The organism is Oricola sp., from assembly GCF_022763245.1.
Lineage (GTDB): Bacteria > Pseudomonadota > Alphaproteobacteria > Rhizobiales > Rhizobiaceae > Oricola.
In genome coordinates this window covers 160,704-174,071 of the sequence record NZ_JALEGV010000014.1, presented here as the reverse complement: position 1 = coordinate 174,071, position 13,368 = coordinate 160,704, and the positions used below count along the sequence as shown (strand labels likewise).

The 13,368-nt window shown below is 63.8% G+C and carries 12 protein-coding genes; 5 read left to right on the top strand and 7 right to left on the bottom strand.

Annotated features, from left to right (window positions below):
* Positions 1 to 73 precede the first annotated feature (73 nt).
* Genes MRY80_RS08575 through MRY80_RS08555 form a run of 5 tightly spaced genes read left to right on the top strand, consistent with a single transcriptional unit; the run spans position 74 to position 6,065 of the window.
* On the top strand, positions 74 to 769 hold the full coding sequence (locus MRY80_RS08575; RefSeq protein WP_293290030.1) for a GntR family transcriptional regulator: 696 nt from the start codon (positions 74 to 76) through the stop codon (positions 767 to 769).
* Positions 759 to 1,667 carry a dihydrodipicolinate synthase family protein gene (locus MRY80_RS08570; RefSeq protein ID WP_293290028.1) on the top strand — a complete coding sequence of 303 codons (909 nt, stop codon included), beginning with the start codon at positions 759 to 761 and terminating at the stop codon, positions 1,665 to 1,667. The genes MRY80_RS08575 and MRY80_RS08570 overlap by 11 nt, the downstream gene beginning before the upstream one ends.
* The gene (locus MRY80_RS08565) at positions 1,664 to 3,157 is read left to right on the top strand and encodes an aldehyde dehydrogenase (protein WP_293290026.1); all 1,494 of its coding nucleotides are present in this window, start codon (positions 1,664 to 1,666) and stop codon (positions 3,155 to 3,157) included. Before MRY80_RS08570 ends, MRY80_RS08565 begins: the two co-directional genes overlap by 4 nt.
* Positions 3,154 to 4,710: a trimethylamine methyltransferase family protein gene (locus MRY80_RS08560; RefSeq protein WP_293290024.1), complete on the top strand. Its 1,557-nt coding sequence runs from the start codon at positions 3,154 to 3,156 to the stop codon at positions 4,708 to 4,710. The genes MRY80_RS08565 and MRY80_RS08560 overlap by 4 nt, the downstream gene beginning before the upstream one ends.
* An 8-nt stretch (positions 4,711 to 4,718) precedes the next feature.
* Positions 4,719 to 6,065, top strand: coding sequence for an FAD-binding oxidoreductase (locus tag MRY80_RS08555; RefSeq protein ID WP_293290022.1), 1,347 nt, complete (start codon positions 4,719 to 4,721; stop codon positions 6,063 to 6,065).
* Positions 6,066 to 6,342: 277 nt separating this feature from the next.
* Here the strand turns inward: MRY80_RS08555 and MRY80_RS08550 are convergent, their stop codons facing one another.
* From MRY80_RS08550 to MRY80_RS08520, 7 genes are all read right to left on the bottom strand, one after another.
* Positions 6,343 to 7,851 (bottom strand): tripartite tricarboxylate transporter permease, encoded by a 1,509-nt coding sequence (locus MRY80_RS08550; RefSeq protein ID WP_293290020.1) that lies wholly within the window; start codon positions 7,849 to 7,851, stop codon positions 6,343 to 6,345.
* Positions 7,852 to 7,854: 3 nt separating this feature from the next.
* Positions 7,855 to 8,295, bottom strand: a complete 441-nt coding sequence (locus tag MRY80_RS08545) for a tripartite tricarboxylate transporter TctB family protein (protein WP_293290018.1) — start codon at positions 8,293 to 8,295, stop codon at positions 7,855 to 7,857.
* Positions 8,296 to 8,375: 80 nt separating this feature from the next.
* Positions 8,376 to 9,359 (bottom strand): tripartite tricarboxylate transporter substrate-binding protein, encoded by a 984-nt coding sequence (locus tag MRY80_RS08540; RefSeq protein ID WP_293290016.1) that lies wholly within the window; start codon positions 9,357 to 9,359, stop codon positions 8,376 to 8,378.
* A 26-nt stretch (positions 9,360 to 9,385) separates the two neighbouring features.
* A complete protein-coding gene (locus MRY80_RS08535; RefSeq protein ID WP_293290014.1) occupies positions 9,386 to 10,351 on the bottom strand; it encodes a D-2-hydroxyacid dehydrogenase in 966 nt (321 codons plus the stop codon).
* Between the two features lie 11 nt (positions 10,352 to 10,362).
* Positions 10,363 to 11,556 carry a mandelate racemase/muconate lactonizing enzyme family protein gene (locus MRY80_RS08530; RefSeq protein ID WP_293290012.1) on the bottom strand — a complete coding sequence of 398 codons (1,194 nt, stop codon included), beginning with the start codon at positions 11,554 to 11,556 and terminating at the stop codon, positions 10,363 to 10,365.
* Complete coding sequence (locus tag MRY80_RS08525; protein WP_293290010.1) at positions 11,553 to 12,161, bottom strand: MarR family winged helix-turn-helix transcriptional regulator; 609 nt, start codon at positions 12,159 to 12,161, stop codon at positions 11,553 to 11,555. Before MRY80_RS08525 ends, MRY80_RS08530 begins: the two co-directional genes overlap by 4 nt.
* 322 nt (positions 12,162 to 12,483) lie before the next feature.
* Entirely contained in the window at positions 12,484 to 13,368 is an 885-nt protein-coding gene (locus MRY80_RS08520) for an intradiol ring-cleavage dioxygenase (protein WP_293290008.1), read from the bottom strand.

Genomic DNA, 13,368 nt, shown 5'->3' with positions numbered 1-13,368 from the left:
CCATCGGTGCCGAGGGGCAACAGCTCGCAATTCTCCTATTTACAGATTATACAATCTGTATAATCATTGGCGAATGAAAGCTTCGACAAAGACCGAAACCGCCGAAATCCTCAAGAAGCGCATCCTGTCCATGGAGATAGCGCCCGGTCAGTTGCTCGACGAAGTCGAACTGGCGGAAACCTTCGGCATGTCGCGCACACCGCTGCGTGAAGTGATCCAGCGGCTTGCCGGCGAAGGCTATCTTGTCGTTGAGCGGAACCGGGGCGCCAAGGTCGCGCCGATGGATTTCGCGACGATGCGCCAGTTCTTCCAGGCTGCGCCGATGATCTATGCCTCGATGGCGAGACTCGCCGCCGAGAATTCAACGGCCAGGGAAATATCCGCCCTCAAGGACATTCAGGTCGCCTATCGCCGCTCGATCTCCGAGAAATCGATCCGCGACACCGCAATGCAAAACCATCGCTTTCACGAGCAAATCGGCGTCATGGCGGCCTCGCCCTATCTGATGCCGAGCCTGAACCGCCTGCTGATCGATCACACGCGCATCAGTCAGACCTTCTACCGCGTGCGCGCCAGGGAAGACGCCGCCCGGATAGCCACAGCCGCCGACCAGCACGACGCGATGATCGAAGCGTTTGAACGCCATGCGGCCGCGGAAGCCGTCGAACTCACGCTTGCTCACTGGTCGCTGTCGCGCGACCGGCTCGAACAATATGTGAGCCCCGATCCGTTGCCATTCGAACTGGGGAGCAAAGCCGATGCGGTTTGAAGGCATCTACACGCCTGTCGTGACGCCCTATTACGCGGACTTCTCCATCAATCGCGAGAATTTCGAAGCGGTTGTCGAACGGCTGATCGCAGCGGGCGTGCACGGGATCATAGTCGCCGGCACGACCGGCGAATATTACGCGCAATCATCCGAAGAGCGCGTGGAGATGATGCGCTTCGCGCGCGAGATCGTCGGCACGCGCGTGCCGCTCATCATCGGCACCGGCGCGATCCGTACCGAGGATTCGATTGCCTATGCCGAGCATGCGAAAGCGGTCGGCGCGGATGCCATCCTCGTCGCCACTCCGCCCTATGCCTATCCGACCGGCCGCGAGATCGCATTGCACGCGCTGGCGATCGATCGCGCCGTGAACCTACCCGTCATGCTCTACAATTATCCTGGCCGCATGTCGGTCAACATGGACGAGGAGACGCTCGACCGGCTCGGCCGCAGTCCGAATTTTTGCGCAATCAAGGAAAGTTCGGGGGATCCGAACCGCCTGCACATGCTGGCGCGCGACTACCCGCATATCCAGCTCTCCTGCGGCATGGACGACCAGGCGCTGGAATTCTTCGCCTGGGGCGCCCGCTCCTGGGTCTGCGCGGGATCGAACTTCGCGCCCGAGGCGCATATCGCGCTTTACGAAGCCTGCGCTGTCGATGGCGACTTCACAAGAGGCCGGCGCATCATGTCGGCGATGCTGCCGCTCATGCGCGTTCTCGAACAGGGCGGCAAATTCGTCCAGTGCATCAAGCATGGCGTGACGATGCGCGGGATCGACTGCGGACCGCCGCGCAGGCCGCTGCAACCGCTCGGCAAGGACGACAAGCGGCAGCTTGAAGAGGTGATCCGCACCCTCGACCGGGCCATCGCGGAGATCAAGGAGGACGGCAAATGAGCGATCTGCTGACACGCGACGAATATGCGGCGATCGCCGCCGGTATCGATTTCCCGCGCTCCGCCTTCATCGACGGGAAGTTCCGTCCTGGCCGCGGCGAAGCGATGCCGACCGTCAACCCGGCGACCGGCGAGACGATCTGCGAAATCGCGGCCTGCAACGCCGACGACGTAGATCTCGCCGTGGAGAAAGCGCGCGAAGCCTATGAGCGCGGCGCCTGGTCGAAGCTTCATCCCGCCGAGCGCAAGGCGGTCATGATCCGCCTGTGCAAGTTCATAACGCGCAACGCGCGCGAACTCGCGGTGATGGAAAGCCTGGATTCCGGCAAGCCTATCCGCGACTGCGTGACGATCGACCTTCCCGAGACGATCAACACGCTGAAATGGCATGCGGAAGCGATCGACAAGATCTACGACCAGACAGCGCCTGTCGGCGAGGACGCGATGGCCGTGATCGTTCGCGAGCCCGTCGGCGTCGTGGCGACCGTGCTGCCGTGGAACTTCCCGCTGTTAATGCTCGCCTGGAAGATCGGACCGGCGCTCGCCGCCGGCAACTCGGTCATCGTCAAGCCGGCCGAGCAGACATCGCTGACCGCCCTGCGCGTCGCTGAACTCGCCGTGGAGGCGGGCATCCCGCGTGGCGTCCTGCAGGTGCTGCCGGGCGATGGTCCGTCAGTCGGCGAGCCGCTCGGCCGCCACATGGACGTCGACATGGTCAGCTTCACCGGATCGACCGAAACGGGGCGGATGTTCCTGCGCTACGCAGCAGATTCCAACATCAAGAAAGTAGTGCTCGAATGCGGCGGCAAGAATCCGGCTATCGTGCTGGACGATGCCGAGAACCTTGACCTCGTGGCGGGTCATGTCGTCAACGCCGCGTTCTGGAACATGGGCGAAAACTGCTCCGCCAACTCGCGACTGATCGTCCACCGGGACGTCAAGGACAAGTTGCTTGAGCGGATCATGGCGCGGCTGCGCGACTGGAAAACCGGCGACCCTCTCGACCCGCAGAACCACCTTGGCGCGCTGATCGCCGGCAGCCACTGCAAGAAGGTGGCATATTACCTGAAGGACGCCAAACCGCTGACCGGCGGCGATGTCGACGGAGCGTTCGTTACGCCGGCGGTCATCGAGGTGGATGCTTCGGACCGGATTGCCCGCGAAGAGATCTTCGGGCCGGTCCTCGCGGTGATCACCGTTGCCTCGACGGAAGAAGCGATCCAGGTGGCCAACGACACCGAATACGGCCTCACGGCCAGCATCTTCACAGGCAATGTTCGCCGCGCGCTCGCCTCGGCCCGGGCGGTGCGCGCCGGCACCGTCACCGTCAACTGCTACGGTGAGGGCGACATCACGACGCCTTTCGGCGGATACAAGCAGTCCGGTTTCGGCGGCAGGGACAATGGCATTCACGCCCACGACCAATACACCGAGTTAAAGACGATCTGGGTCGATCTCAGCGATCCTGCAGCGCAGGACGACGTGTCATGAACGCAGCTGTTTTGGAAAAGATCGGCAAGCGCGGCGGTCGCGGCGCCCGACGCCAGGCTCGTTCGACGATCAACACCACTATGCTACCGGCGCTCCGCCGGAAGCTGTCCCCGGTCGAGCCGATGGACGGCGATCAGATCGAGCGCATCGACCGCGCCTCCATGGACATTCTCGAGGAAGTGGGCGTGGTCTTCCGCGACGAGCAGGCGCTCGCCGATTGGAAGGCCGCCGGCGCGGATGTGCGCGGCGAGCGGGTGCATCTCGACCGGAACCTCGTGCGCGAACTCATCGCCTCGATCCCGGAGAGCTTCACCTACCACGCGCGTAATCCGGCCAACAATCTGCCCTTCGGCAACGATCACTCGATCTTCGTGCCGATGACCGGCGCGCCGTTCCTGCGCGACCTCGAAGACAAACGCCGCATGCCGACGCTCGACGATCTCGCCAACTTCCACAAGCTCGCGTATATGCTGCCAGCGCTGCACTCGACCGCGCATCATATCGTCGAGCCGATGGATCACGTCGTCGCGCATCGACACCTGCGCATCACCTATTCGTCGATGAAGCATTCCGACAAGACCTTCATGGGCATGACCACCAGCGGCAGGAACGCCGAGGACGTGATGGAGATGTGCGCCATCCTCTTCGGCGAGGAGTTCATGGAGAACCATGCCGTCACGACCGGCAACTGCAACGGCAACTCGCCGCTCGTCTGGGACGAGGCCATGCTGTCGGCGATGCGCGCCTTCTGCCGGCGCAACCAGCCAGTGCTGTGCTCGCCCTTCGTGCTCGGCGGCGCCAACACACCGGCTTCCGTGCCGGCCGCGGTCGCCCAGCTCAACGCCGAAGCGCTGTCCGGGCTTGCCTATACGCAAGTCGTCCGCAAGGGCTGCCCCGCGATCTACGGCCACTATCTCTCCACCGTCTCGATGAAGTCAGGCGCGCCGATGGCCGGCACGCCGGAGATCGCGCTGATGAACTTCATGATTGGCCAGATGGCCCGCTACTATCGCGTGCCTTGGCGCACCTCCAACACGCTCGGCGGCGCCAAGACGTTCGACGCGCAGGCCGGCTATGAAAGCGCATCGACCATGATGGCGGTGCTGATGGCCGGCGCCAACTACATCTGGCATTCGGCCGGCTGGAACGAGGCGGGCATGCACTGTTCCATGGCCAAGTTCGTGGTCGATGCCGAGCAATGCGCCATGGGCTATCGCATGGCCGAAGGCATCCACTGGGACGACTTTGACGAAGCACTCGCCGCCGTGCGCGATGTCGGGCCCGGCGGACACTATCTCGGCCACCCTCACACGCAAGCCCGGTTCCAAGAGGCATTCTTCATGCCCGACCGATTCGACAACAATTCGGTCGAGCAATGGATCGCGGAAGGGTCCCAGGAGATAACGGAGCGCGCGCTCAAACATGCCCGGCGGCTGCTTGAAGTCTATGAGGAGCCGAAGCTCGACGATGCGGTCGACGAAGCGCTCCGCGACTACATCGCCCGGCGCGAGCGCGAGATTCCAGCCGTCGATGCGCTGAACACGGAACATTAGGCCGGGCTATGCGGGCCATCACCGTCAGCCGCCTCCCGCGCGATCCCGGCCCTGCGGCGTGGAATGCAATTCTAACTGCGCGCGCGCCGCATCCTCCGCTCGATGGCGCGATCAAGGCCGATTGGCTGGTAATCGGTGCCGGCTTCGCCGGTCTTGCCGCAGCCCGGCGGCTGGCGCAACTGCATCCCGCAGATACGATCGTTGTTCTGGAGGCCCGCGCGGTCGCCGAAGGACCCGCCGGGCGCAATTCCGGCTTCATGATCGATCTTCCGCACGACCTGACATCACAGGATTACGGCGGCGATGTCAGCCGCGACCGAGAGCGGACCGCGCTGAACCGACTTGCCATCGCGTTTTCTGCCGATGCCGCTCGTGAATATGGCCTGACAGCCGAGGCGTTTATAAAGAGCGGCAAGATCAACGCAGCGGCGACCGACAAGGGCATGGCTCACAACGCCAGCTACGCTGCACATCTGTTGGCGATGGGCGAGCCGCATGAAATGCTGGATGCGACCCAGATGCGGGCGCTCACCGGCACCGACTATTATGCCGGCGGCCTGTTCACGCCCGGAGCGGCGATGATCCAGCCGGCGATGTTCGTGCGCGGCGTCGCAGACGGGCTGGCGCGCGGCAACAGAATACTGCTTTTCGAGAACGCGCCGGTGACAAACCTGCAGCGCGAAGGCACGGCGTGGCAGGCGAAAACGCCGTCAGGGTCGGTATCGGCCTCGAAAGTGATCCTCGCGGTCAACGGCCATGCGGAAAGCTTCGGCTTCTTCAAGCGCCGGCTGATGCATGTCTTCACCTATGCCTCGATGACGCGCGCCCTGACAGCGGATGAGACCCGGCGTCTCGGCGGCGAGCCGAATTGGGGGTTCACGCCTGCGGATCCGATGGGAACGACAGTCAGACGAATATCGGGAACCGGCGGTGACCGCATCATCATCAGAAACCGCTTCACCTACGACCCGTCGATGGAAGTGAGCGACGCGCGCATCGCAAGGGTTGGAGACGATCACGACAGCGCTTTCCGGGCGCGTTTTCCGATGTTGAACGGCGTCAACATGGAATACCGCTGGGGCGGCCGCCTCTGCCTCAGCCGCAACGACGTGCCCGCCTTCGGCGAAGTCGATGACGGGCTCTACGCCGCCTGCTGCCAGAACGGGCTTGGGACGGCCAAAGGCACACTTGCGGGAATGCTGGCAGCCGAACTGGCCTCGGGCGTCATCTCCGACGCGTTGAACGAGATGCTGCGCGAGGCCGCACCCGCCAAACTCCCGCCCGAGCCTTTGGCGTTTATCGGCGCCAACGCCATTATGCGCTGGGGCGAGTTCAAGGCCGGACGAGAATTCTAGCCGACACGTCTCGTCAGGTGCCGCACACTCCTGCTGAAACAGTTCTTCCCTGGCGCACCAATGCGACCCGCTCGCCATCTGTCACGAACCCCTGGCCGCTTCTCCGTGCCATTTCCGCGCAGAGCAGTTCAGGTTTTTCTGAACCACTCTAGTGAACATGCGGTGTGTTGACCTGGATGATCTCGGCAGTTGTCCTGCCGGTGATGCGATAGCTGTTGGGTAGATAGGCATTGAACAAGAAGGAATCGCCAGCCTTCATCCGGACCTCGCCCGGCTTTCAGCTTTCGGCTCTCGATCTCCGCGACAGCGCGCGCATGACGGCCGGTTTGACCGTGAAGGCGAACACAAGCAGCGTCGCGACGAGGAAGACCGCGCTGATCGGTCGGTCCACGAAGACCAGGAAGTCTCCCCGCGAGATCTGCAGCGCCCGCTTCAGGTGTTCCTCCATCAGCGGCCCGAGAATGAAGCCGAGCAACAGCGGCGCGGCCGGATACTGGAACCGCAGCATGAAATACCCGATCCCGCCGAACAGCATCGTCAGATAGACGTCGAAGGGATTGTTGCGCATGGCGTAGACACCGACGCAGACGAAGAACAGCATCGCCGGATAGAGCAGCCTGTAGGGGATCGTCAGGATGCGCACCCAGATCCCGATCATCGGGATGTTGAGGATCAGCAGCAGCACGTTGCCGATCCAGAAGCTGGCGATCAGGCCCCAGAACGTGTCCGGATGGCTGGTGATGAATTGCGGGCCGGGAACGATGCCGTGGATCAGCATCGCGCCCATCAGGATCGCGATCACCGCGTCACCCGGGATGCCGAGGCTCAGGGTCGGGATGAAGGCGGCCTGGACCGCGGCGTTGTTGGCGGCCTCCGGGCTGGCGATACCCTCGATCGCGCCATGACCGAAACGCGATGGATCCTTTGCGACGCGCTTTTCGACCGCATAGGCCATGAACGCGGCGATGCCGGGCCCGGTGCCGGGAAGCGTGCCGACGCCTGAACCGATGGCCGCGCCGCGCACGGTCGGCATGACGCTCGCCTTCCAGTCTTCTCTCGACGGCAGCAGCGACCGCAAGGTGACCGACCCTGCCTTGAGCTGCTGCGTCGGCTTGCCGAGATTGTTGAGGATTTCGGCCACCCCGAACAGGCCCATGCCGAGCGCCAGCAGGTTGACGCCGTCCATCAGGCGGATGACGCCGAACGTGTAGCGCGGATGACCGCTCGTCACGTCGATGCCCACGAGGCCAAGCGCGATGCCCATGACGACCATAGCGAGCCCCTTCAGCGGCGAGCCGACGGAAAGGGTCGATGCCGCGACGAGGCCGAGCAGCATGATCGAGAAATATTCAGCCGAGGAGAAGCTGAGGGCGAAGCGGGACAACGCCGGCGCGAAGCCGATCATCAGGACAATGCCGATGCATCCGCCGACGAAGGAGGTGATGGTCGTCATGAACAGCGCCACGCCCGCCCTGCCCTGTTTCGACATCGGATATCCGTCGAGGCAGGTGACCGCATTGGTGGCGGTTCCCGGCAGGTTGAGCAGGATCGCGGCGGTGGAGCCGCCATATTGCGCGCCGTAGAAAATGCCCGCGAGCATGATCAGCGCGGCGGTCGTGTCCATGTGATAGGTGATCGGCAGCGCGATCGAGATCGCGGCCATGGCGCCGATGCCCGGCAGCACGCCGACCAGCGTTCCGACGGTCACGCCGATCAGGCAGATCGCCAGCATGTAGGGGTCGAGCGCAACCTGGAACCCGGAGGCGAGATTTGACAGGGTTTCCATGCGTCACCAGGTGAAGGACTTGAGCGGAAGGCCAAGCGCGTAGACGAAGATGAGGACGCCCATCGCAGAGACGGCGAGGGCGAGAAGCAGGGTCCGCAACGGCCTGAAAGGCGTTTCGGCGAGCGCGCTCAAGACGACCAGACAGATGGTCGCCGGGACGAGGCCGATCCGCTCCATGAAGACCGCGAAAGAAGCCAGCGCCGCCATGACCAAGAGAAACGGACGCGCCTGGAATTCGATTGACCGGCGTTCGGCGCGCAGCGCCTCGAAGACAAGCCCGACGGACAACATGAGAAGCAGAGCCCCGATGGCCAGCGGGAAGAAACCCGGCCCGATCCGTCGGGGCGTTCCGACCGCGTAGTCGCTTCCGATCCAGACGATCGCCAACCCGATCGCCCCGACGACCAGGGCGGCAACGCATTCACCGCGGTTGATCGCGTTCACGCGCATCGCGCATCCTTCTCAAAACGGGTTGCCGACGAGACTTGCGGGAGCCCGGAGGCTCCCGCGATCGATCCAGGCCGCTATTGGACTTCGATGTTGTTGTCCTCGATGATCTTGCCGTATTTCGCGTAGCTTTCCGGAAGCACCTTGGCGAAATCGGCAACGGAGGTCGGCTGGGCTTCCATGCCCAATTCGCCCATCCGGTCGATGACGTCCTGCGTTTCGACGACAGAGGAAATCGCCGCATTGGCGCGCTCCACCACCTCGGCCGGCGTTCCGGCCGGCATCAGGAAGCCCGACCAGTCCTGCACGACGATGTCGTAGCCGAGTTCGGTGAAGGTCGGGATGTCCGGCGCCAGCTTCGAGCGCTCTTTCGAGGTCGCGGCGAGAATGCGAAGCGTCCCCTCTGCCGCATGCGGAAGGACTTCCGCCATCGGCGTGATCACGGCCGGAATATGCCCGCCGAGCGCGTCGGTGACCGAAGGCGCGCCGCCCGGATAGCCGATCAGCTCAAGATCGACGCCGGACGCGTTCGACAGCAGAATGCCGGTGAAGTGCTGCGATCCGCCGACAGGGCCGCCGAAGCTCGCCTGGTCCGGGTTCTCTTTCGCCCAGTTCAGGAAATCTTCCAGCGTCTTGATGCTTTCCGGCGCTCCCGGCCCCACAGACAGCGCTAGCACGCCGAAATGGGTCGTGGCGACGGGCACGAAGTCGTTGAGCGTGTCGAACGGCATGTCCGCATAGAGATGCGGATGGATGATCAGCGGAAAGGCCGGCGTGAACAACATGCAGCTGCCGTCGGTCGGACAATCCTTGACATATGCGGCAGCGATGCGCCCGCCTGCGCCCGGACGGTTTTCAACGATCACCGAGTCGGCATAGGTGCCGCTCAGCTTCTCCGCGACGATGCGTGCGGTGGTGTCGGTGCCGCCTCCGGGCGGGAAGCCGACGACGATCGTCGCAAGATCGAGCTTGTCCTGTGCGATTGCGGATCCGGCTCCTCCCACCAGCGACAGCGTCGCGGCCAGGACCATTCCTGTGAGCATTCCCCTGCGTGTTCCCATGGTTTCCTCCTTGTCCCAGTGAGAATTCAGTTCACTTGATGCAGCAGCGCGTCTCCCGCCATCAGGCGCTTGAGGTTATCCGCCGCGCCGCTTGCCAGACGCTTCTGGCTGGCGATGCTTGCGCCGCCCGCGAAATGCGGCGACACGATCAGGTTGGGCGCCTCCCAGAGCGGGTCGTCCGCGGGCAGCGGCTCGGGATCGACGACATCCAGTCCGGCGCCGAAGATCTGCCCCGAGACGAGGGCCTCGGCGAGCGCGACCTGATCGACGAGCCCGCCGCGCGCCACGTTCACGAGGATGAAGCCCGGCTTCGCCGCCGCGATCGTGTCGGCATTGATCAGGTGTCGGGTCTCGTCGGTCAGGGCGATCGCGATCATGACGATGTCGACACGGCCGAGGACCGGCTTCAGATCGTCGAGCCCGTGGCTTTCATCGAGAAACTCGTCGGCGCGAGCCGTGCGCGAGAGACCGATCGTGTGAACGCCGAATCCCTTGGCACGCCGCGCGATCTCGCGGCCGATCTGCCCGTATCCCACGATGGCCATGGTCATGCCCTCGATCGAGCGGGCATTGGCGGACACCGTCTCGCGCGACCAGTTGCGCTTCGCCTGTTCAGCCAGCATCGCCGGCACGCGCCGCGTCACCGCCAGCAACAGCGTCATGGCATGTTCGGCGACCGCGGGCGCAACGCCGCCGGCGGGGTACGTCACCGCTACGCCGTCCGGCAGGCCGACGGCTTCGAAACCTTCGCGGCCCGCGGTGAGGAAGTGCATCCACTTTACGGTGTTCTCCGGCGACGACAGCGCATCTTTCACCTTGCGCGCCATGTCCGGCGGCGCGTCCGCCAGCAACAGAGCGCCCGCACCGGGCAGCTCAGGCATCAATTCGTCGATCGTCTCGACAACGGTCAGTTGAGCGCCCGGCACGGCTTCGATCGCCGCGATGATCCGTTCCTTCGCCAACCGCATCCGCGCCCAATACACAACCCGCATCTCGCAGCCCCCTAGCGTGACGCGCGCGGCGGGTGCGCCGCCAGCGCGTCTTCGTTGATGTCGGATCCCCATCCCGGCCGCGTCGGAACGACGATCTCGCCATTCTCGATCGTGGACGGATGGGTGAGAAAATCCCGCGTCCACGGCGCCTCGTCGGCGCGCAGCTCCATGATCCTGAAGTTCGGGATCGAAGCGCAGAAATGCGCGCTGATCAGGTTGCCGAGGTCGCCCACCGGATTGTGAGGCGCGATATGCGTCTCGAACGCGTCGGCAAGCGTCGCGACGCGGACCGATTGCCAGACCCCGTTCCAAAGCGGATCGACGATCGCCGTGTCGACGGCGCGCTCCACGAGATAGGGGCGGTATTCATGAATGCCGTGCAGCGATTCCAGCGAGGCGACGGGCGTTCCGGTCGAACGGCGGATCATCGCCACTCCTTCCGGGTCCCGCATATCGAGTTCGAGCCAATAGAGGCCGAGTTCCTCCAGCCTGCGCGCGAGCCGCAGATAGCCTTCCGTCCGCTGGCTGAAACTGACGTCGAGCATGATGCCCATGTCCGGGCCCGCGCCGTCGCGAAGCGCCTGCAACTGCTCGATGATCCCGCCGATCCTGGCGTCCCCGATGCTGCGGTCGAGGAAGCCCGGCGCGATCCGGAACCCGCCATTGAACATGTAGGGCCGGTCCGCGTCGAAGAAGACGGGGTTGGTCTTCAGCGCGGTGAAGCCCTGTTCGGCCGCTTCCCGTCCGAGCCGGGCGAAATCGTCCAGCGTGCGCACCGGTTCGCAGCCGAGCTCCTTTTCATAGAAATCGGCGTGGCGAACCCGGTAGCTGCCGCAATGGGTCCAATAGACGGGCACGCGCTCGCGGAAAGCGCCGCCGAACAAGGCGTGAACGGGCACGCCTTGCGCCTTGCCCTGGATGTCGAGGCAAGCGTTCTCGATCGCGGCGACGCCCTGATGCGTCAGCCCGCCTTGCGAGAGGCGCGTGGAGGCGAGCAGGGATTCGCTGATCCGCCCGACCTGTCGCGGATCCATGCCGACCGCCACCTTTGCGAAGTCGCGGATCACGTTCGTCACCGAAGCACCGGTCAGGCCCTCGTAATATTCCGACCAGCCGACAAGCCCCTCGTCGGTGGACATCTTGACGTAGCAACACGTCCGGTATCCGCCATCGGCATGAAGCGTTTCGATGCCGGTGATCTTCATGGGAGTTCTTCCTTGTAGCTGGCCGCGGGCCCGGGAATGGACAGGCCGTAGAGAGCCAGCAATTTGCGAAGCACCTTGAAGGTGGTTCGCCGCTCCTCGGGAGTGAGCGTCCGCAGAAGTTTCAGTTGTTCGGCAAGCGCCTCGGGGAAGATGCGTTCGGCGATGTCGCGTCCCTCATCCGTGATGTCGATGATCTGGCGGTTGCGATGCGAAGCGTCGATATGGACATCGACGAGACCGCGTTCCTGCAAGGTCTGGATGACGCGGCTGGCCTGTGCCTTGTCGATATTGGAGAGCCTGCACAAGGTGGCGCGGCGGATGGGCGCTGACACGCAAAGCCGGCCGAGAATGCGCCACTCGGGTACCGACAGGTCGTGTTCGCGGGCATAGACGGCGGTTGTCTGCTGATGGATGACCGTCGCGACACGCATGAGAAGCGCGCCCGGATACTCCGCGAGATCGAGCTTGCGGTTTTCATCGACCGCCTGGTTCCACGGGTCCGGTTGAGACCCCTCGGCACTCGCGGCGAGCGGTTTGTCCTGCTCGTCACCGCACGTCTCCGCGGGGCGATCCTTGGATCGCTCTGTATCGGCCGTTCCAGCCACGTCGTGCTCCTCCCATCGCCAGCGTCACTGGCGATCAATGTAGACTTATCTACGTTGATTTATCAACATTGATTTGTCTACGTTGATTTGTCAACCACGAAACGAACCATGACAACGCGCTGCAATCGGACGGCGCAAGCCTCACGGTTTCGATGGGTTGGATGGTTTCGGGGGGTGTATGGCCGGCGCCAAGAGGCCGATCGGAGCGGAAAGCACTGGAACGCCACGGCCCGATCATCACGACCGGGCCGGGCCAAGGCATGGATGCCAGCATGTGAGGAGACGTCGGACCGTCTCCCAGACGGGATTTGGAGGTTCCGGCCTACGCCTCGCGCGCCAGCACGAAATCGTGCTCGACTTCCCAGAACCACGCCTGCTTGAAGTCGTACTCCTTCGCCCTTGCGGCGTCCTCGGTCCGCCGGAATTCAGCGAGCAGGCTTTCCTTCACGCCGAACACCGCGTCGGAATCGATATAGGGGTCGTCGGGGTCGAAGATATGCGTGGTCAGCGTCTCGAAACCGTCGGCCTTGATGATGTAGTGAAGATGCGCCGGTCGATGCGGGTGGCGGCCAAGCGCCGACAGCATCTTGCCGACCGGCCCGTCATCGGGGATCGGGTAATATTTCGGCTTCACCGCGCGGAACCAGTAGCGTCCGTCGCGTCCGGTGCGAAAGACGCCACGCAGGTTGAAGTCCGGCTGGATGCCCTTCTGCTGCACGTCGTAGAAGCCTTCGTCATTGGCCTGCCAGACATCGATGACCGCCTCGTCGATCGGATTGCCTTCGGTGTCGAGAATGCGGCCCGAGACCACCATGTCCTCTCCCTTGTGGTCGAGGCAGATGTTGTCGCCCATGTGGCGCACCGGTGCGTCGGCCACGTGGAACGGCCCGAGGACGGTCGATTCCGAGGCCCCCGAGGGTTTGCGGTTGTTGATCGCATCGACCAGCATCGAGACGCCCAGCACATCGGAAAGAAGGATGAATTCCTGTCGCCATTCATTGCACATGTGCCCGGTGTCGGTCAGGAACATGATGGCGTCGAACCACTCCTTCTCGGACGGCTCGATCTCCTTGACCGCCTCGTGCAGCTTGCGCGTCACCACCTCCATGATGGATTTCAGCCGCTCGTCCCTGGCCTTCGCGTTGCGGCCGGTGACCACCTCGATTGAATTTTCCTCGGTGAAATAGCCCTTCTCATGCGCTTCCAT